This is a genomic window from Streptomyces sp. NPDC048639 (assembly GCF_043199075.1).
Classification (GTDB): domain Bacteria; phylum Actinomycetota; class Actinomycetes; order Streptomycetales; family Streptomycetaceae; genus Streptomyces.
Genome location: NZ_JBICVP010000002.1, coordinates 207057 through 225473, shown reverse-complemented (window position 1 = coordinate 225473; position 18417 = coordinate 207057). Strand labels below are relative to the sequence as shown.

The 18417-nt window shown below is 70.5% G+C and carries 18 protein-coding genes; 12 read left to right on the top strand and 6 right to left on the bottom strand.

The features are described from left to right. The first annotated feature begins 276 nt into the window (after nt 1-276). A complete protein-coding gene (gene hemC / locus ACGFNH_RS05355) occupies nt 277-1215 on the top strand; it encodes a hydroxymethylbilane synthase (protein WP_393651693.1) in 939 nt (312 codons plus the stop codon). Nucleotides 1216-1320: 105 nt separating this feature from the next. Here hemC and ACGFNH_RS05350 read toward each other — a convergent pair whose 3' ends face one another. Further along, on the bottom strand, nt 1321-1815 hold the full coding sequence (locus ACGFNH_RS05350; RefSeq protein ID WP_393651692.1) for a hypothetical protein: 495 nt from the start codon (nt 1813-1815) through the stop codon (nt 1321-1323). A gap of 392 nt (nt 1816-2207) precedes the next feature. Here ACGFNH_RS05350 and ACGFNH_RS05345 point away from each other — a divergent pair, with 392 nt between their 5' ends. The 3 genes from ACGFNH_RS05345 to ACGFNH_RS05335 all read left to right on the top strand — a co-directional run bounded on the left by ACGFNH_RS05345 (nt 2208) and on the right by ACGFNH_RS05335 (nt 4266). Continuing rightward, entirely contained in the window at nt 2208-3068 is an 861-nt protein-coding gene (locus tag ACGFNH_RS05345; RefSeq protein ID WP_393651691.1) for a helix-turn-helix domain-containing protein, read from the top strand. Then, nucleotides 3069-3311: a DUF397 domain-containing protein gene (locus ACGFNH_RS05340; RefSeq protein WP_393651690.1), complete on the top strand. Its 243-nt coding sequence runs from the start codon at nt 3069-3071 to the stop codon at nt 3309-3311. Nucleotides 3312-3456: 145 nt separating this feature from the next. Beyond that, complete coding sequence (locus ACGFNH_RS05335) at nt 3457-4266, top strand: SAM-dependent methyltransferase (RefSeq protein ID WP_393651689.1); 810 nt, start codon at nt 3457-3459, stop codon at nt 4264-4266. Nucleotides 4267-4364: 98 nt separating this feature from the next. On the opposite strand, the gene ACGFNH_RS05330 is transcribed toward ACGFNH_RS05335, so the two are convergent. Next, nucleotides 4365-5477 (bottom strand): PP2C family protein-serine/threonine phosphatase, encoded by a 1113-nt coding sequence (locus tag ACGFNH_RS05330; RefSeq protein ID WP_393651688.1) that lies wholly within the window; start codon nt 5475-5477, stop codon nt 4365-4367. 308 nt (nt 5478-5785) lie between these two features. Between ACGFNH_RS05330 and ACGFNH_RS05325 the strand changes: the two genes are divergently transcribed. Beyond that, nucleotides 5786-6220, top strand: a complete 435-nt coding sequence (locus tag ACGFNH_RS05325) for a YybH family protein (RefSeq protein ID WP_393651687.1) — start codon at nt 5786-5788, stop codon at nt 6218-6220. 97 nt (nt 6221-6317) lie between these two features. Here the strand turns inward: ACGFNH_RS05325 and ACGFNH_RS05320 are convergent, their stop codons facing one another. Continuing rightward, entirely contained in the window at nt 6318-6893 is a 576-nt protein-coding gene (locus tag ACGFNH_RS05320; RefSeq protein ID WP_393651686.1) for a hypothetical protein, read from the bottom strand. Between the two features lie 634 nt (nt 6894-7527). Between ACGFNH_RS05320 and ACGFNH_RS05315 the strand changes: the two genes are divergently transcribed. Both ACGFNH_RS05315 and putP read left to right on the top strand, forming a co-directional pair. Then, a complete protein-coding gene (locus ACGFNH_RS05315; protein WP_393651685.1) occupies nt 7528-7839 on the top strand; it encodes a GNAT family N-acetyltransferase in 312 nt (103 codons plus the stop codon). Nucleotides 7840-8164: 325 nt separating this feature from the next. Further along, a complete protein-coding gene (putP, locus tag ACGFNH_RS05310; RefSeq protein ID WP_393651684.1) occupies nt 8165-9691 on the top strand; it encodes a sodium/proline symporter PutP in 1527 nt (508 codons plus the stop codon). A 137-nt stretch (nt 9692-9828) separates the two neighbouring features. On the opposite strand, the gene ACGFNH_RS05305 is transcribed toward putP, so the two are convergent. The 3 genes from ACGFNH_RS05305 to ACGFNH_RS05295 all read right to left on the bottom strand — a co-directional run bounded on the left by ACGFNH_RS05305 (nt 9829) and on the right by ACGFNH_RS05295 (nt 12361). Continuing rightward, nucleotides 9829-10818 carry an NAD-dependent epimerase/dehydratase family protein gene (locus tag ACGFNH_RS05305; protein ID WP_393651683.1) on the bottom strand — a complete coding sequence of 330 codons (990 nt, stop codon included), beginning with the start codon at nt 10816-10818 and terminating at the stop codon, nt 9829-9831. 237 nt (nt 10819-11055) lie between these two features. Continuing rightward, the gene (locus ACGFNH_RS05300; protein WP_393651682.1) at nt 11056-11646 is read right to left on the bottom strand and encodes an extensin; all 591 of its coding nucleotides are present in this window, start codon (nt 11644-11646) and stop codon (nt 11056-11058) included. Between the two features lie 226 nt (nt 11647-11872). Continuing rightward, entirely contained in the window at nt 11873-12361 is a 489-nt protein-coding gene (locus tag ACGFNH_RS05295; protein WP_393651681.1) for a GNAT family N-acetyltransferase, read from the bottom strand. A 907-nt stretch (nt 12362-13268) separates the two neighbouring features. Between ACGFNH_RS05295 and ACGFNH_RS05290 the strand changes: the two genes are divergently transcribed. The 5 genes from ACGFNH_RS05290 (at nt 13269) to ACGFNH_RS05270 (ending at nt 18329) form a co-directional block, all read left to right on the top strand. Continuing rightward, entirely contained in the window at nt 13269-14549 is a 1281-nt protein-coding gene (locus ACGFNH_RS05290; RefSeq protein WP_393651680.1) for a YcaO-like family protein, read from the top strand. Nucleotides 14550-14928: 379 nt separating this feature from the next. After that, nucleotides 14929-16893, top strand: coding sequence for an ATP-binding protein (locus ACGFNH_RS05285; protein ID WP_393651679.1), 1965 nt, complete (start codon nt 14929-14931; stop codon nt 16891-16893). After that, complete coding sequence (locus tag ACGFNH_RS05280) at nt 16890-17312, top strand: roadblock/LC7 domain-containing protein (protein ID WP_393651678.1); 423 nt, start codon at nt 16890-16892, stop codon at nt 17310-17312. Before ACGFNH_RS05285 ends, ACGFNH_RS05280 begins: the two co-directional genes overlap by 4 nt. Beyond that, complete coding sequence (locus ACGFNH_RS05275; protein ID WP_393651677.1) at nt 17309-17686, top strand: DUF742 domain-containing protein; 378 nt, start codon at nt 17309-17311, stop codon at nt 17684-17686. The genes ACGFNH_RS05280 and ACGFNH_RS05275 overlap by 4 nt, the downstream gene beginning before the upstream one ends. Then, complete coding sequence (locus tag ACGFNH_RS05270) at nt 17667-18329, top strand: ATP/GTP-binding protein (protein ID WP_393651676.1); 663 nt, start codon at nt 17667-17669, stop codon at nt 18327-18329. The genes ACGFNH_RS05275 and ACGFNH_RS05270 overlap by 20 nt, the downstream gene beginning before the upstream one ends. The last annotated feature ends 88 nt before the right edge of the window (nt 18330-18417 follow it).

The window sequence follows — 18417 nt, the reverse complement described above, 5'->3', positions numbered from 1 at the left end:
GCAGTACGGCGCTGTTGCTACCGCGAAGTCCGGATCTGTCCCGTCGTCCGGCGCGTCTTGTGCCCGGTGTTCCGTGCCCGCCCCGCACGCTCTGTGCCCGGTGTGCACCGACGTCCCCGCCGGTGCCGCCGCCCCGAGCCCTGCCGGTGCCGCCGTTCCGAGCCCTGCCGGTACAGGCGCCCCGAGCCCTGCCGGTACAGGCGCCCCGTACCGATGCGCCGACGCCAACCGGGTCCGGTACACCGGCCCGGGATCTGACGCTCTATCGTGTACGCCATGTCCGCCCCAGAGCTGATCCGTATCGTCTCCCGTTCCTCGCCCATGGCCCTGGCCCAGGTCGAGCGGGTCCGTACCGAACTGGCCGCCCTGCACCCCGGAATCCGTACCGAGGTCGTGCCGGTCACGACATCGGGCGACCGCTGGATGGGCGATCTGGCGAAGCTCGGCGGGAAGGGCGCGTTCACCAAGGAGGTGGACGCCGCCCTGCTGGCGGGCGAGGCGGACCTCGCGGTCCACTGTGTCAAGGACGTGCCCGCGGACCGGCCGCTCCCGGCCGGTACGACGTTCGCGGCCTTCCTCAAGCGCGACGACATCCGCGACGCACTCATCCACCCCGGCGGACTCACCCTCGACGAGCTGCCCCCGGGCACGCGGATCGGTACGTCCTCGGTGCGCCGGGTGGCCCAACTGGCCTCCTCCCACCCGCATCTGGAGTGCGTCCCGATGCGCGGCAACGCCAACCGGCGTCTGGAGAAGCTCTACGCGGGCGACGCCGACGCCCTGCTGCTCGCGGTGTCCGGGCTCGAACGCATCGACCGTACCGACGTGATCACCGAGATCCTGTCGGTGGAGACGATGTGCCCGCCGATCGGCGCCGGGGTCCTGACGCTGCAGTGCCGCGAGGACGACACCGCCACGATCGACGCCGTGAGCGGGCTCGGCGACCCGGACACGCACCGCGAGAGCACAGCGGAGCGCATGTTCCTGCACGTACTGCAGGGCCACTGCAATTCGCCCATCGCCGGTTACGCCCGTGCCGAGCGCAACGGCGGACTCTCCCTGCGCGCCCGTGTGTTCACGCCGGACGGCAAGACGGTGCTCGACGCCCACGAGTGGGCCGGGCCTCTCGACCCGGCGACGCTCGGCACGTCCGTGGCCGTCGCACTGCTGCGCCAGGGTGCACGCGAGCTGATCGACGGCATCGCCTCCCACTGAGCCGGCGCCGCCGCCGGTGAGACGCGACGCCGCGTCTCACCGCACCTCGCCCGGTCAGCGGTACACGGTCCGATCAGGGTGCGAGGGGTCCACGGCCCGATCGGGTCACCGCGCGTGGACCTGCCGGCTCAGCCAGTCGTCCGACCAGGTCGGAGAGGATCCGGTGGCCCGGCACACCGCGACGTACAGAAGGATCGGGTGCGTGTACGGCATGGTGTCGTCCGGCCAGTGGATCAGCCGGGGCGCACCGGGCCGCCCGCCCGCCTGCTGCTGCCGCCGCGGCGCGGACACGTATCCTCCGACCGCGTAGCGGGCCTCCGGCGGCCAGGTGACCCCCTGGTGCGAGCCGGACGGTACGACCCACCACCATCGCTCGCCGTCGTCGAAGACGCATCCCGTCCTGGGCAGGGCCTCCAGGATCCGCGGTCCGAGATGCCGAGAGACTCCCACGGCGTCGCATCCGAGCGACAAGGGCAGCGAGGACGGAACATCCAGGCGTCGACGGGGAGTTGGCGCCGGACGGGTCCTCCGGTCGCCGAGCAGCCCGCGGGAGAGCAGGGAGACCAGATCCCTGGCGGTGTACGGCTTGGGCTGATTCATGCGCCGTTCCCGTCACGGAACCGAGCGTTCCGGGCCCTCTCGTCCGTTCGGCGTGTCGAGGCCCTCTTGTCCGTACGGCGTTCGACAGGCATCCTCACTCGGGCCTCGCGGCCGGCGGCTCACGGCGAACGCCGGAGCCGGAGAAGGAAGGTGTCGTCGTACGAGTCGTCATTGCCCGAGCGAAGGCCACGGCGGCTCCTAACGGTGGGGGTGTGCCGCACTCTCTGTGCCGCGGCGACGTGAACTGCACGAACGTCACCAAGACCAATATGGTTGTGTCCGCTGACACTTGGCAAGACCCACTCTGAACATTGCAGAGTCGAGATTGCAGTGTGTCCACGCCCAGCCGGGCCGTGGCAGACTGCGGACATGAACGTGTGGGGAGATCCCGCGTGAGCGAGCCGCGCTCCGCGCCGACCGTCGGCCAGGTCGTTCTCGGCAAGCGCCTCCAGGACTTGCGGGAGCGGGCGGGGCTGAAGCGGGATCAGGCCGCGCGTGTGCTGCGCGTCGCGCCCGCCACGGTCCGCAGGATGGAGACGGCCGAGGTCGCCCTCAAGGTCCCCTATGTGCGGATGCTGCTCGAGGCGTACGGTGTCGCCGGGGACGAGGCCGATGCCTTCATCGAGCTCACCGAGGAGGCCAACAAGCCGGGCTGGTGGCGGCGGTTCCACGACATCCTGCCGGACTGGTTCAGCCTGCACGTCAGCCTGGAAGGGGCGGCGAGCCTGATACGCGCCTACGAGCCCCACTTCGTCCCCGGCCTGCTCCAGACCGAGGACTATGCCCGCGAGGTCCTGCGCTCCGGTGCGCTCGGCGAGTCCAGGCCCGAGGACCTCGAGCGCCATGTGGCGCTGCGCATGGAGCGCCAGAATCTTCTCTCCCGGCCGGGTGGTCCGAAGTTCTGGGTCGTCATGGACGAAACGATTCTGCACCGCCCGGTGGGCTGCTCCGAGCTGATGCGGGCGCAGGTGGACCGGTTGCTGGAGGCGGCTTCCCTGCCCCATGTGACCCTGCAGATCGCGGAGTTCGCCTCCGGACACCACCCGGGCACGTACGGGCCCTTCGTCCTCTTCCGCTTCGCCCTCCCCGAACTGCCCGACATGGTCTACGTCGAATACCTGACGGGCGCCGTCCATCTCGACGAGCGGCGGGAAGTCGCCTCCCACCTCGAGGTCCTGGACCGTATGGCGGCCCAGGCCGCGACCGCACAACGCACTCGGGACATCCTCAGGGAATTCCGCAAGGAGATCTGAATGGATCGCGAAGGCATCTACAACGGTATGCGCGCCACCGACCTCGGCACCGAGGGCTGGCAGAAGCCCTGGAGCGGCGGCAACGGGGGCAACTGCGTCGAAGCCCTGAAGCTGGAGGACGGCCGGGTGGCGCTGCGCCAGTCCAACGACCCTGAAGGCCCCGCCCTCATCTGCACAGGCGACGAGATCCTGGCGTTCGTCCTGGGGGCGAAGGCGGGGGAGGCCGACTTCCTTCTGTCCTGACGCAGCCTCAGCGGCGAGGCTGTCACCGCACGCACGCACGCACGCACGCACGCACGCACGGCACGCACGCACGCAACGCACGCACGATCAGGACTGTCCTCAACAGACCCTCACCCACCGGGACATCACCCACAGGAGCGCCCCCATGACCGCACGAGAGGCCGACGCCGGCCGGATCGACACCAGCAGGCCGCATCCGGCACGCGTCTACGACTGGCTTCTGGGCGGGAAGGACAACTACCCCGTCGACGAGGCGCTCGCGCAGCAGGTCCTCGCCGTCGACGCGCACGCCGCCGGCAACGCCAAGGCCAACCGCTGGTTCATGCATCGCGCCACCCGGTGGCTCGCACGGAACGGAATCCGCCAGTACCTCGACATCGGCACCGGGATCCCCACCGAGCCCAATCTCCACCAGGTCGCGCAGGGCATCGCTCCGGAATCCCGCATCGTGTACGCGGACAACGACCCGATCGTCCTCCGCCACGCCGAAGCGCTGCTGCGCAGCGCACCCGAGGGCGCCACCGACTACATCCAGGCCGATGTGCGCGAGCCCGGCAGGCTTGCCGAACTGGCCGGAGACGTACTGGACTTATCGCGTCCCGTCGCCCTGTCGCTGATCGGCCTGATGCACTTCGTCCCGGACGAGGACGACGCGTACGGGCTGGTGCGCAGCCTCCTGGACGCCCTGGCGCCCGGCAGTCATCTCGTTCTCTCCCACGTCACAGGCGACTTCGACCCCGCGTCCGCGGAGCGCGTCGTCACCCTCTACGGAAAGGGCGGTGTCACGCTCAGGCCGAGGACGCGGGCCGAGGTCGCAGCCTTCTTCGAGGGCCTCGAACTCATCGACCCCGGGCTGACATCGGCGCCGCAGTGGCACCCGGAACCGGGCTCCGGTCAGCCGGACCCTGCCGGCCGGCCGGTTCCGGTGTACGCGGCGGTGGCCCGTAAGCCATGACCGGTGCCGGGCAGTTGCGGCGCTTCCCGCGGCCTGCGGTTGGGGGCACGCGTCTGCGCGGAGCCTGCCCGGTGTGCGCGCCCGCGGTCAGCGGTGCCTCAACTGCCCTGCGGCAGGCGTTCGATGGCCAGCAAGGCGGCGTCGTCGTCGAGGTCGCCGCCGGCGTGCCGCCGAAGGTCCGCCCGCACGTGGTCCACGAGCTGGTCCAGCGGGTGGCCGCTCCACCGTGCCGTGCGTTCGGGCAGCGGATAGAACCGGCCGGATCCGTCCCGCGCCTCTATGACCCCGTCGGTGTAGAGCAGCAGGCGGTCTCCGCCGTCGAAGGGGACGGTCTCCACCACCGGTCCGCCCTCGACGAGTCCCGCCAGCCCGATCGGCGGGCCCGGCTCCGCGGCGCCGCAGCCGTGGACGACGCCGTTCCGGATGGCCAGCGGCTCCGGATGCCCGCAATGCACGAGGCGCACCACGGGCTCGTCCGGAATCTCCACGAGCAGCGCCGTGGCGAATCGCTCGGTGAAATCCTCCCCGTACAGCCTCTGGATGTTGCGGTGCGCGCTGCCCTCCAGCCAGCGCGCCACATCGGCCAGGCACGGCTCGTGGTGGGCGGCCTCCCGGAAGGCGCCCAGCAGCGCGGCGGACGCGTCGACGGCGGGCAGGCCCTTGCCGCGCACGTCGCCGATGAGCAGGCGGACGCCGTGCGGCGTGTGCAGGACCTCGTAGAAGTCGCCACCGATGCGGGCCTCCGACTCGGCGGCCATGTACGTGCCCCGGAGCAGTACGGAGTCCACGCGGCCGGGCAGCGGGCGGATCAGCGTGCGCTGTGCCGTTTCGGCCACGGAGCGCACCTGCGTCAGCTCCCGCTCGCGGCGCTGCCGGATGGAGCTGGCCAGGAGGCTTGCCAGGCCGACGGCCACCAGCGCGATGTTGAGGATCTGGGACGTGGACGAACCCCACCGATGGTCGGCCAGGTCGAGCAGTGCCTTCACCCCGATCGTCGACGCGGCGACGGCCGCGGTGGCGCGAACCCCGCAGATCGCGGCCGCGAGGACGGGCGCGGCGGCGAGCACGGGGCCCAGCCTCAGCCAGTCCGGCGTGGCCAGCTCCACCAGGGCGATCACGGCGAGGAGTGCGAACGGCGACAGCGGTGTCAGCCGGTGCAGCCAGGCGTACGTCGCGGTATCCGCGGCGGGGGACGCCGTGCTCTCGTACACGGTGGTCTTCCTCCAACCGCGGGGTGAAGCGGAACGTTTGTGGACGTCAGTGACGCGACCACGCTAGACGGGCCCGGATGAGGGCGGACCCGGCCGAACGGCCGTGACGACCGGGCCGAAAGTCCCGAAGGCACCCGGGACCCCGGACCGACGAGTCGCGGGAAAATCACCTGACCTGCGATGACGCGGCACCGTACGGGTTCGCTCGCCGCGCAGCCGATGAATCCGGCATCCGGGCGCGGTCCTACAGAGCGGGGCCCTGGAGAGCAGGGAGAGCCCCCGACCGTACGCAGAAGGAGGCTGGAACCATGACCACCGACATCTCCGCCGATGTCGCGGCCATCCACGAAGTGATCGACGCGCGCACGCAGGCCCTCCGCGAGAAGGACCCCCAAAGGATCATCACTCATTACGCGCCGGCTGTCGTCGCCTTCGATCTCGCCCCTCCACTGGCGACGACCGGAGTCGACGCGCAGGCCATCGGCGCCTGGCTCACCACCTGGGACGGGCCACTGGGCTACGAGGTGGAGCAACTCGCCGTGTCCGCGGCGGGCGACGTGGCCTTCACCCACAGCCTGGACCACATGCACGGCCGCCAGTCAGGAGCCACGACAGATCTGTGGTTCCGGACGACGCTGGGGCTGGAGCGTATCGGCGGCCGCTGGCTGATCACCCACGAGCATCAGTCGACGCCGTTCTACATGGACGGCTCCGGGAAGGCCGCGCTCGATCTCGCCCCCTGAGCGGCGCGCCGTCCCCACGATGCGTTGAGCCCGCTGATCTCCGCTGCTGGCTGCCGGCCGCTCGCCGTGCGCCGTGCGCGTGGTCGGGTCGGGTCGGTCACCGGGAACGGCCGGGCAGCAGGCCGGAGAGCAGGCTGATCACTGGGTCCAGACCGGCCACTCGCCTGGACTGGTCGGTCGTCACGGTGATGTGATCGTGGACGACGACGTACTGGATCATGTCCCGGGCCTGTTCGTTGATCGTGCGCCTCGGAAGGTGCGGAAAGTCGGCGGAGGCCAGTGCCTGGCGCAGCGAGCGCAGCGCCGACGCGTCCAAGGTGCCGCCCGGCCCGCTCTTCCCCTTGTTGACGGTGGTGTACGTGCCGTCGTCGAGAACGTGGAGTTGCTCCTGCCGCCCGGCGAAACCACCACTGACGACCATCTCGACCAGAACCGGAGCGGGCACCTTGCGGTCCTCGGAGACGGACGAGGAAGCGGACGGCGCCCCGGACGCGGACGGCCCGGGCTGTCCGGCGGAGGGCGAGGCGGCGGACGGGGACGTGGCGGTCGAGGGCCGGTCCGGTGAGGCTGTCGGCGTCGCGGAGGCGTCCGGGCCGTCGCCGCAACTCGATGCGAACAGGATGCCGGCCGCGGCCAGCGCGACTGCGGTACTGGTCCGGAATCTGACGGTCACGGCCACTCCTTGAGATGGCGTCAGGGGGATCGAGCCGAACTCTGCCTCGTTCCGGGCCTGGAGGAAAGGAGGCTGCGCGGACGCGAATCCGTAGACCCGCGGATGGGCTCCTGCCCCGGGCTGGGGAGTACGCCATCCGCGCTGCCCACGCTGCCCGTCTTGTACGGGGTGACGTCTCCGTCCTCGTCGGGGGTGATGGTTCGTCCTCGTGCGGGGTGACGTCTCCGTCCTCGTCGGGGGTCACGGTTCGTCCTCGTCCGGGGTGATGGTTCGTCCTCGTCCGGGGTTACGGTCCGTCCTCGTCCGGGGTGACGGTTCGTCCTCGTGCGGGGTTACGGTCCGTCCTCGTCCGGGGTTACGGTCCGTCCTCGTCCGGGGTGACGGTTCGTCCTCGTGCGGGGTTACGGTTCGTCCTCGTCCGGGGTTACGGTCCGTCCCTGTCGGGGGTGACGGCTCGTCCCCGTGCGGGGTGACGTTCCGTCCCCGCACCCCGTGACGCCCCCTCCGCGTCCACGCCCCTCGCTTTCCGCTTCCCGTGCCCCGGGCGGACCCCGTGCGATCATGACCGGCGTCCGCACCGGACGAGGCCCCCAAGGCGCGGCCCGGACCGGCCGCCGCGACGGGAGGAACCTTCATGGAGCCAGGTGTGGTGGACAACCCGGAGCGCTCGCGGTTCGAGATCCATGAGGGCGACGGCGGCGACGTCGCCGGCTTCGTCGCGTACGAGCTCCAGGGCGATGAGATCATCTTTCTCCACACCGAGATCGATGCGCGCCACGAAGGCCGTGGTCTGGGCGGCCGATTGGTCCGCGCCGCGCTCGACGCCGCCCGCGATGACGGCTTGTCCGTACTGCCGTACTGTCCGTTCGTCCGGGGATGGATCGAGCGGCATCCCGCGTACATGAGCCTGGTCCGCGAGGAGCAGCGGTCGCGCTACGGCTGGTGAGTCCGTCCGGACGGACCGCTCCCGGCGCCTCCTGACCCCGACGGGCCATGTGCCCGGAACACCGCGGTGCGGGACGGGTGCCTCGACGGAGTACCGGGGCAGGTGGGGCAGTTGGGATTCATGCCGGACGGACCGCCAAAGCCCCGGAGTTCCCAGCTTGGACACCGGTCAAACCTGGACAGGATATTGGGGCGGCATCCGTATTGTCGGCTCGCCCCGGGGTCTCTAATCTCTGGGGTTCCGACCCCGGAGAGGCCATCCCCTCGTGACGGCTCCGTGTGACGGCTCCATGTGACGGCAGCGCCAGCACCAAGGGAGAAGGCGGATGACCATCCTGACCGTACCGGTCATGATCACTTTCGGGCTGTTCCTGCTCGCCATGATCCTCGTGGGTATCTGGACGTACCAGGAGACCACCACCTTCTCCGACTTCGCGCTCGGCGGCCGTCGTCTGAGCGCGCCGGTGGCCGCGCTGTCTGCGGGTGCCAGTGACATGTCCGGCTGGCTCTTCCTCGGCCTGCCCGGCGCCGTGTACGCGACCGGCATCGGCGCCACGTGGATCGCCGTCGGACTCGTCATCGGCACCTACCTCAACTGGCTTCTGGTGGCGCCCCGTCTGCGCACATACACCGAACTGGCGGGCGACTCCGTGACGCTCTCGGCGTACCTGGAGGAGCGTTTCGAGGACAACACCCGGCTGCTCCGCGTCATCTCGGCGGCGGTCATCGTCGTCTTCTTCACCGTGTACGTCGCGAGCGGCCTGATCGCGGGCGGCGTGCTGTTCGAGGAGATCTTCGGGGGCGGCTTCGAGTTCGCGCTCACCGTCTTCGCCGTGGTGATCGTCGCCTACACCATCCTCGGCGGCTTCCGCGCGGTGAGTATGACGCACACCGTGCAAGCGACCGTGATGTGTTTCGCGGCGGTCGTCCTCCCCGCGGTCGGTATCGGACTGCTGGGCGGCTGGACCGCGTTCCAGAACGTGATCAACGCCAATACCCCCGCTCTGTTCGACATGGGGGCCGAGGCGAGCTTCGACGGAGGCCAGTGGTCGTCCGGCAAACCGCTCACTGTGGTCGCGGTGGTCTCCCTGCTCGCCTGGGGCCTCGGCTACTTCGGCCAGCCCCACATACTCGTCCGCTTCATGAGCATCCGCAGCACCCGCGAGATCCCTCTCGCCCGCCGCATCGGAACGACCTGGGTGATCATGGTCCTGGCCGGAGCCTCGCTGGTGGGCCTGGTCGGCATCGCCTCGCTCGACGAACCGCTGGACAACCCGGAGACCGTGTTCATCGCGCTGTGCGCCCAGTTGGTCAACCCGTGGTTCGCGGGCGTGCTCCTGGTGGCGGTGCTCGCCGCCATCAAGTCGACCGCCGACAGCCAGCTTCTGGTGTCGGCGACCGCGCTGACCGAGGACTTCTACCGGGCATTCCTCAAACGCCACGCCCCGGACGCCACGCTGGTGCTCGTGGGCCGGGCCACCGTCGTCGTCGTGGCGCTCGTCGCGTACGCCATCGCCCTCAGCGGCGGCGCGGTGCTGGACATCGTCGCGTACGCGTGGGCGGGCTTCGGTGCGGCCTTCGGCCCGGTGCTCATCCTCTCCCTCTACTGGTCGCGCATGACCTGGGCCGGGGCGCTGGCCGGCATCGTGACGGGCGCTCTGACCGTCGTCTTCTGGAAGGACATCGACCCTCTCCTCGGTCCCTTGCAGACCGGTGTCTATGAGATGGTGCCGGGCGTGCTCGCCGCCACGCTCGCCGCGCTGTTCTTCGGCCGGTTCGTCGGCCGTCCGCCGATGCGCGAGTGGACGGGCGCGATGGAGAACAGGAGCAGCACGAAGGTGATGGTGGGCTGACCCGGGGACGGCCCCGCCCGGCACGGATGCGCGGTGGCCCGGAAAGCCCGACGCCTCAAGTCCCTCAAGTCCCTCAAGTCCCTCAAGTGCCCGACGTCTTCCGAGCCCCTCCAAGCCGTCCCCGGGCCCTCAAGATCTCAGAGCAGGTCCCGCAGGACGCGTTCCTCCTTCTCCGGGTCCAGGCCGACGGCGATACGGTCGGGCCGCTGAGGTGCAGGCGCCCCCAACTCCCGCAGCCAGGCCCATGTATCGGCCACCGTCTCCTCGACGGGCCGGCAGTGCAGCCCGGTCGAGAGGGCCTTCGACACGTTGCCGCCGTGCAGGGTGTCGTGGAGTTCGCCCGGCGGCAGCCAGAGCGGGAGTTCCGTCCACGGCTCGATGCCGGCCGCGACCACGGCCTCCGGGGCCAGCCAGCGGAGCCGGACGTCGCCGCCCGTCACGCGCGTGCAGGCGTCCAGCAGTTCGCCCATGGTGGTGTGGCCGGGCGGGCTGACGAGGTTGTACGGCCCGCTCAGCTCCGCGTCCGCGGCGTCCAGGATCCAGGAGGCGAGATCGCGCGCGTCGATGTACTGCAGCGGCAGATCGCGGGGACCGGGAGCGAGGACCTGGCCGCCGCGCGCGATCCGGTTCAGCCACCAGGGAAGCCGTCCGACGTTCTCCCAGGGACCGAGGATCAGCCCCGCTCGCGCCAGCAGCCCACGGTCGCCGAACGCGTCGGTGACGGCCATCTCCCCGCCCCGCTTGGCCTGTGCGTAGTCGACGTCACCGAGGCCGGGGGCGGCGTCCACCAGCGGCCCGTCCTCGTCCAGTCCGGCCGCGCTCGGGAAGCGGTACACGGAGCGGCTGGAGACGTAGACGTACCGGTCGGTGCGACCGGCCAGCAGCCGGGCGGCTTCGCGCACGGCCGACGGCGCTCCCGACCATGTGTCGACGACGACATCCCAGGCGCCGTGCTCCAGGGCCGCCGGACCGCCGGGGGCCCGGCGGTCGCCGCGCAGGACGGTCACGCCGTGCGGCGGCGCGTGGTGTCCGCGGTGGAACACCGTCACCTCTACGCCCCGGGCCAGGGCCTCTTCCACGACGGCGCGGCCGACGAATTCCGTTCCGCCCAGCATCAGGAGCTTCATGCCGCAGACTCTGCCCGACGCCTACGGCGCCGTGAACGTCTCACTGCTGTCAGCAGATTCGCCGACGGCGGAAGGGTCGCGTTCGGGGGAGCGAAGGTGGAAGCCGCCTCCGCGCGCGGCGCCACGGAACAGTGGTACGGAACCATCAGCGGAAGGGCGCCCCCGGAAGGGCGCCGTGGGTTCACCGGATGGACGGACGGGGGGGCGGGGGAGTTGCCGGACGGAGGGGGTCGCGGGTCAGTTGCCGGACAGGCCGCCGACCAGGCCACCGACCACGTCGTCGAGCGTGCCGCCGACACCGTCGACGACATCGTTCACCAGACCTTGATCCCCGCCCTGGTCTCCTCGGCTGTCCGGCCGCCCGCCGCCCGGCTCGCCGGAGGAGGTGGGATGCACCGTGCCGGGAGCCTCGGCGGTCGAGGAGCTCATGCCGGCCTTCGGGGCGGTGGAGTGTGCAGCCGGTGCGGAGTCAGTGGTGGCGGCGCTCGGCGTGTCCACCGTGCCGGGCGTACTCGCGTCGTTCGGCGTGGGCGACGCGGACCGGTTCGTACGCGCTCCGTCGCCGCGGTCCTGGAGGAGCTTCGGCTCTGCGGAGTTCGTGGGTGCCAGGGCCGGGTGTGCCGGGGCGGTGTCCGCCGTGGTCGGCTCGGTCCCGGGCACTTCGCCCTGGCGGGAGTCGAGGCCCGGGCGTGCCTGGACGGGCTCGTCGTCGCCCGCGGTGGAGTGGAGGGCGAAGGCGATGCTGCCCGCCGCGCCGAGGGCGACGGCGGTCTTGAGCGCGGTGGAGCGCGCGTGTTCTCTGCGGCTGGGTCTGCGGTGTCTGCCCATCTCGCTCGTGTCTCCCGGTGACTCGCTGGGCCCGGCGGCGTTGCGGCGCCCCAGTAAAGCCTGGCGAGAGCGCCGAACGCCGTTCCGAGACGGAGTCGTTACGGGCCGGGGAACGAAACGGAGTATTTCCTTCCGCCAGCGGGGGCAGGTGGTGGAAGCACTGCGGCGTATGCGCGATTTCGGCGACTCCGGGAGCTTTGGAGACTTCGGAGGCCTTCAGGGCACTTCAGAGCGCGCGATACATGATGTGCAGCCCGACGTGGCCACGCGTCGGATGCCGGAACCCTTCCGGGACCGTGCCGATCACCTCGAAGCCGAGCGACTCGTACAGCTTCACCGCGAGCTCGTTCGTCTCCACGACGGCGTTGAACTGCATGCCGCGGAAGCCCGCGGCACGGGCCCACTCCAGTGTGTGCTCGACCAGTGCCCGGCCGACTCCATGCCCGCCGTGCTCCGGGTCGACCATGTAGCTGGCGCTGGCGATGTGGGAGCCGTTGCCCTTCTGGTTGCGGTTCATCTTGGCCGAGCCCAGGACCGTGCCGGCGTCGTCGACGGCGATCACTGTGCGGTCGGGCGGGGAGAGCAGCCACCAATCGCGGCCCTCCTCCTCTCCCAGGTCCGGTGGAAAGGTGAAGGTGTCGCCCGCGGCGACGATGCGATGGAAGAAGGGCCAGATGGTCTGCCAGTCCGCCGCAGTGGCTTCCTTGATCAACATGCGGTCAAGCATGGCGGTGCGCGACCTCGGCAGCCAGTGCTTTCTCCTTCGGGGTTCCTGTCGGGATTCCTGTACTGAGCGCCTCTCCGGCGCTCCTGCCCGGTGTCGGCCTTGGTGGTCGGGCCTGATGGCCGGGCGCACGGGCTTGGTCGCTTCGGCAGACGCCCGCTTGTTCGCCCGGGAGTGCGGAATTTCAACCCTCATCATTTCGCCGTGCAATGAATCGTTATCGGTGACCGGGGGAAAGGGGGGAACTCCGGGGCATTGGTCCAGCCGCATATGATTCGCGCCACAGGGCCGAAGTCGCTGTTACGCACCGTGTGTTGACGGGTCCTCTGCTACGCAGGGTAACGCAATCCGGGCGATTCAACCCTGAACCATCGTGTGAACACAACGTCCACAAGTGCCGCCATCCGCTGATCTCCTGGTGACTCGGTGCAGTTCGGTGCGGCATACAGGAGCGTCGCGGAAACGGTCAAGAGGGACTGGCGGCAGCCCGTGTCCGGGGGTTGTGGATCTTCGGGTGAACTGCCATCCTCACCACGGCATCCATTCCCGATGCCGGGAAACAGTTGAACAAGTGAAGGCTCCGGCGGGTCCATGGCGCGCGCCCACGTCAACTGATCGACGAGGAGACAGGCTCTTGTGGTCCGACTCAGTCCCAAGAGCCGAGCGTGCGGCACAATTGCCCAGTGCGGTGGCCGAGGATTCCGCTATCCCTTCGCCGGCGCCTTTCTTCATGGGCCGAACGCCGGAATCACCATTCACCGAACGAAGCGCGGGGCGACATGGCGATGCGTAGTGGCCCCGAGAAATTCCCGGCCCGGGGTCCGGCCCGGCCGGACACGTTCGGAATTCCGCGAGCAGGGAACACGATGACGTATGCAGGGCGGCAGGAGGTGGCCTGATGGAAGGTCAGAAGGTCATGGAGTGCTTCTGCAGCGACGACGAGCCCGACGCCGGGGAACTGCTCCCGATGTTCATGACGGCGATGGGCCCGCTCGTGGGCGGCAGAGGGCTCCTGGAGGAGGAGCACGACGTCTGCGGTGAGAGCCACGCGACGCTGCTGCGCCATGCGGAGGGCCGGGGAGCGGAGCACACCGATACGGTCGTGGGCGCCGCCTTCGAGGTCTTCGAGCGCCACAGCCTCTCGGTCTACCGTGAGGACCAGCTGCTGACCGACAGCTACTGGTCGCTCGAGGAGCAGCTCCTCGACGCCGTCGCGCCCTCCCGGCTTCTGTGCGCCCGGAGTTCGACCGTGGCCGACCGTCGGAGAGCCGATGCCGTACCGCGCTCGTGGGTCGGGGGCGTCTCCCTCTCGACCGGATCCGACTGCCTCGTCCCGGCCCAGTCCGTCCACCTCCCGTACTTCGCGCCCGAGGGGGAGGGATATTTGCGCGACCCCGTCGCCACCGGTGCCGCCTCCGGCCTCTCCTGGTCGGCGGCCGCGCGCCGCGGGCTCCTCGAAGTGATCGAGCACGACGCGCTGATGATCATGCACTATCTGCAGCTCTCACCCGACCGGCTCGACCTCGGCCGGTGCGGTGAGGGGCGGCTGGGCGAACTCCTCGCCGCGGCACGGCGGGACGGCCTGGAGGTCCGCCTGTTCCGTGCCCCCACCGACCTGCCTGTCCATGTGGCCATGGCCCAGGTGACCGACCCGTCGGGCATCGGCCCGGAGATGACCCTCGGCGCCAAGGCGTCGCTGTCGCTGAACGACGCCATGGTGGGGGCGGTCCTCGAGGCTCTCTGCTTCCGTCGCGGCCTGCGGGATCGCTACGAGGACGTGCGGCGCTGTGCCGACGAGTGGCTCACCACCGGCATGGACATCGGCTGCCGGGAGGACCGTGTCGGCTACTGGGCACAGCCCGGCCGGTCGCGCGACCTCCCGTATCTGCATCAGGAGGGCCCCGCGCTGGATCCCGCCGACCTCGAACCCCGAGCCGGGTCGATGCGGCGGCTGGTCGCCCATGTCCTCGACCGTGTCGGGGACATCGTGGTCTGCGATGTGACGACCGACGACCTGCGCGACATGGGCGTCTCCGTGGTAAAGGTCGTGGTCCCGGATCTGCAGCCCCTGCATATGGCCGAGCCTCTGCGGGTGTTCACGCCTCGCCTGCTCCGCTTCGGGGCATCCGGCGGCTACGGGAGCATCCTTCCCGGCGGCGCGCCGCACCCCTTCGTCTGACCTTCGCTCGACGTTCGCCCCGCGCCCCCACCGGCCTCCAGGGGCCCTGGTGTCTTCCGGCGGCCCGATCTCCGCGCGGCTCGCTGTCGGTCCGCGACCCGCATTGGGGGCACATCGCACGCGGGCGCGTGGGGCTTCTGCGCCATACGTCTACTGGCAGGGGTCGTCAACTCGTCATATCTGGCCGGAACTTGACGATCCTTCACCTCGACTGCACCACGACAGCCGTCCGGATCCGTATCGTGGAGGCGACCCTGCAAGATCGATCTCACACCGGTCGGCGGCGCGTCGGGAGTTCATGAGGACCGGGCGTCCTCACGCACTCCGTACGGGGAGCGCGCGTGCCACGGCCCGCCCTCCGCTCCCGTCCGAGGAATTGATGACACCCATACCGGACGCACCGATCTGGCTCCTGCTCCCGGGCCTGGCCGCTGCCGGTGCGGCCGCTCTGCGGTACCGGAGCATCGCCGTCGCCCGCGCGAAGCGCATCAAGGCCCTCGAGGCAACCATCGAGGATCGCGAACAGGCCATCCGCATGCGCGATGCCGAGGCGCGCCATCTGGTCGAGCATCGCGTACCCGCCCTGATGAAGGGGCTGTGGCAGGGGCAGCCGACCGAGGCTCCCGGCCTGCTGCACGACGAACTCGCGGGTACGCCGTTCGCGCAGGCCCAGTACACGGTGCTCGAGATGTTCGGCGGCGTGCCCGCGGAGGCGTCCGAGCGAGCGGAGTCCGCGGCGCGCGCCGCGGTGAGGACCGTGACGCGGTCGATGGAAGCGCTGCTCAACGAACAGCAGCGCGCCATCCTCGACATGCTGGAGCGGCACCACGACGCAAAGGTGCTGCACGACGCGAACGCCATCGACCACGCCAGCAGCCAACTCAGCCGCAGGACCCAGGTCATCGGCGTCCTCACCGGTTCCAGACCACTGCGCCAGCGGACCAACTCGCCGCTGGAGGACGTCGTGCGCGGCGGCATCTCCCGTATCCGCGACTACCAGAGGGTCAAGGTCACCGGGCGGCCGGCGGCCGCGGTGGTCAGCCGGGTGGTGGAGCCCGTGGTGCTCGCCGTCGCCGAACTCCTCGACAATGCCGCCCGGCATTCCGAGCCGGGCTCGGACGTACGGGTGTGGTTCGTGGAGGGCCACAACGGGGTCAGCATCGTGATCGACGATGCCGGGGTCGGACTGAAGCCCGAGGACCGGGAGTTGGCGGGCCGTCAGCTCTCCGGCCGGGAACCGGTCCTCCTCACTCAGCTGCGCAACCCCCCGAAGTTCGGCTTCTCGGCGGTGGGCGTGCTCGCCGCCCGCTACGGATTCCGAGCCAGCGTCGAGCAGGAGTCGGACTACGGGGGTGTACGGGCGGTCGTCTACCTCCCCAAGGACCTCCTGACCACCGACACCGATCCGCAGCCGGCCGCCACGCGGGCCCGGCCCGCCCCTGCCGAGACCGGGCTCCTGCTCACCGGCGATTCCGAACCCGTACGTGCCGAACCCGTACGTGCCGAACCCGTACGTGCCGAACCCGTACGTGCCGAACCCGTACGTGCCGAGGCCGGGCCCGAGAGCGTCGGGCCCGTGAGCGCTGCGGCCGAGCCCGCCCGTGCCGAGCCCGTATCTGTCGAGCCCGGCCCCGTATCTGCCGAGCCCGGGCCGGCAAGCGCCGGTTCCGGGCTCGCTCCGGCCGGTGGGGTGTCCGAGGATGAGGAATCCGCGAGGGAGGGCGTCGCCGCCGGGCGTGACGCCGGGGAAGCCGCACGCGAACCGACAGCACCCGCACCCCCACGCGAACCGACCGCACCCGCACCCGCACCCGCACGCGATGCGGCCGCGCCTGCACGCGATGCGGCCGCGCCTGCACGCGATGCGGACACCACCGCCCACCCGGCAGAGGAGCCGATTGCGCCGGAGGAGGTCGTACCCGACCGCCGGCCCCGGCTTTCCGAGGTCACCTCCGAGCCGCAGTCCGCGGCCCGTGCGCGGGAGTTCACGGTCGCCGAGCCGGAACCCGAGTCCGCAGAGCCGGAACCCGAGCCCGCAGAGCGGGAGCCCGAGTCCGTCGAGCGGGAGTCGGGAGTCACTCACGCTCCTCAACCCGCGGTCACCCCCGAGCCGTCGTCCGACGCCGCGCCGACCGCCCCCGCCGCGGCCGGTCCGTCGTTCCCCCTCCGCCCCGACGGCCTTCCGCAGCGTCGCCGGAACCAGCCGCGTCGTCCCGCCGCGCCGTCCAGGCCCGCGATGCAGACGCCGTCGAATCCGGCAGGCAGCGTGGGCGCGGTCGTAAGGGGCCGCCGCCGAGCCGCACAGCGACAGCAAGACCAGAACGAAAGGAACCCGGAGTCATGACCACCCCCGGCACCGACCTCAGCGGCCTCGGTTGGATCCTGGACGAGAACATCCTCAGACTGCCGCACACGCTCCGCGCCGTGCTGCTGTCGGCCGACGGTCTGACCGCCGCCTCGTCCGAGGGCGTCGAGCGTGACATGGCCGATCGCATGGCCGCAGCGGTCTCCGGGATGCAGTCCCTGAGCCGCGAGGCGGCCGAATTCGCCGACTGCCAGGAATCGCCCTGGGAATTGACGATGATTCAGTACACCGACGGATTCATCTTCACCATGGCCGCGGGGCCGGGCACCTTCCTCGCCGTGGCCACCACTGCGGACGCGGACGTCGAGGCCGTGTCGTACGCGATGGAGAAGGCGATCGACCGGCTGGGCCATGAGATGAGCCTCCCCGCACGGGACTCCGCCGGCAGCTCGGCGTGACCCCTCCCCGGCGCGGCCGGGACAGGGGTCTGGTGCGGCCGTACGTGGTGACCGGCGGCCGGTCCGCACCCAGCCGTCGACATGTCGACCTCATTACGCTCGTGATGTCCAGGCGCGACGCGGCGACCTCCGGGCTGACCCCCGAAGAGCGCCGCGTCGTGGACCTGTGCCTGCCCGGGGCACTGTCGGTGGCCGAGATCAGCTCTCATCTCGGCCTCCCGCCCAGTGTCCTGCGCGTCGTACTGGCCGATCTGCTGGACAGCGGCCACATCACCTCCCGTACCCGCACCCGGAACCCGTCCACCGGGGCCGCCGGGCCGATCCGCAACCGAGAGCTTCTGGAGGCAGTCCTCAGTGGACTCCGCGCACTCTGACCCAGCCGCCGGCACCTATCTGCGCGGCGATGAGACGGCCGCGAAGATCGTGATCGCCGGCCATCTGGGCGCCGGCAAGACCACGTTCGTCGGCACGCTCTCGGAGATACGCCCGCTGCGCACCGAGGAGCGGATGACGGAGGCCGGTGTGGGAACCGACCACCTCTGCGGTCTGCCCGACAAGACCGAGACCACCGTCGCGATGGACTTCGGCCGGCTCTCGCTCGGCGACACCCATGTCCTGTACCTCTTCGGCGCGCCCGGCCAGCCCCGGTTCTGGTCCGTGTTCGCCGATCTCACCCGGGGCGCCATGGGGGCGCTCGTCCTGGCCGACACCCGCCGCCTCGTGGACAGTTACCACATCATGGGCCTGCTGGAGGATCTCTCCGTCCCCTACGCCATCGCGATCAACGACTTCGACGAGGCACCGGACTACGGCACCGAGCAGCTCCGCGAAGCGATGGACCTCGAAGGGAACACCCCGTTCGTCATCTGCGACGCACGCGACCGCGACAGTTCCAAGGAAGCGCTGATCCGGCTCGTCGAGTATCTGCTCACCCTTGAGCCGGAGCCGGAGCCGGAGCCGGAGCCGGAGCCGGAGCCGGAGTTTGAGCCCGACCCCGACCCCGAACTCGCCCGCTGACCGGGTGACGTGCGTTCCCCGTCCCGAGCCCGTTCGTTGACCGGGCTGTCTCCCAACCACGGCCTGCCGCCCGTCCGTTGACTGTCCC

What these genes read in the sequence shown, in the direction of transcription:
- ACGFNH_RS05280 (WP_393651678.1), top strand. Translation starts at nt 16,890, where the DNA reads ATGACCACCCCCGGCACCGACCTCAGCGGCCTCGGTTGGATCCTGGAC.
- hemC (WP_393651693.1), top strand. Translation starts at nt 277, where the DNA reads ATGTCCGCCCCAGAGCTGATCCGTATCGTCTCCCGTTCCTCGCCCATG.
- ACGFNH_RS05295 (WP_393651681.1), bottom strand. Translation starts at nt 12,361, where the DNA reads ATGTTGATCAAGGAAGCCACTGCGGCGGACTGGCAGACCATCTGGCCC.
- ACGFNH_RS05340 (WP_393651690.1), top strand. Translation starts at nt 3,069, where the DNA reads ATGGATCGCGAAGGCATCTACAACGGTATGCGCGCCACCGACCTCGGC.
- ACGFNH_RS05305 (WP_393651683.1), bottom strand. Translation starts at nt 10,818, where the DNA reads ATGAAGCTCCTGATGCTGGGCGGAACGGAATTCGTCGGCCGCGCCGTC.
- putP (WP_393651684.1), top strand. Translation starts at nt 8,165, where the DNA reads ATGACCATCCTGACCGTACCGGTCATGATCACTTTCGGGCTGTTCCTG.
- ACGFNH_RS05335 (WP_393651689.1), top strand. Translation starts at nt 3,457, where the DNA reads ATGACCGCACGAGAGGCCGACGCCGGCCGGATCGACACCAGCAGGCCG.
- ACGFNH_RS05325 (WP_393651687.1), top strand. Translation starts at nt 5,786, where the DNA reads ATGACCACCGACATCTCCGCCGATGTCGCGGCCATCCACGAAGTGATC.
- ACGFNH_RS05300 (WP_393651682.1), bottom strand. Translation starts at nt 11,646, where the DNA reads ATGGGCAGACACCGCAGACCCAGCCGCAGAGAACACGCGCGCTCCACC.
- ACGFNH_RS05315 (WP_393651685.1), top strand. Translation starts at nt 7,528, where the DNA reads ATGGAGCCAGGTGTGGTGGACAACCCGGAGCGCTCGCGGTTCGAGATC.
- ACGFNH_RS05350 (WP_393651692.1), bottom strand. Translation starts at nt 1,815, where the DNA reads ATGAATCAGCCCAAGCCGTACACCGCCAGGGATCTGGTCTCCCTGCTC.
- ACGFNH_RS05285 (WP_393651679.1), top strand. Translation starts at nt 14,929, where the DNA reads ATGACACCCATACCGGACGCACCGATCTGGCTCCTGCTCCCGGGCCTG.
- ACGFNH_RS05290 (WP_393651680.1), top strand. Translation starts at nt 13,269, where the DNA reads ATGGAAGGTCAGAAGGTCATGGAGTGCTTCTGCAGCGACGACGAGCCC.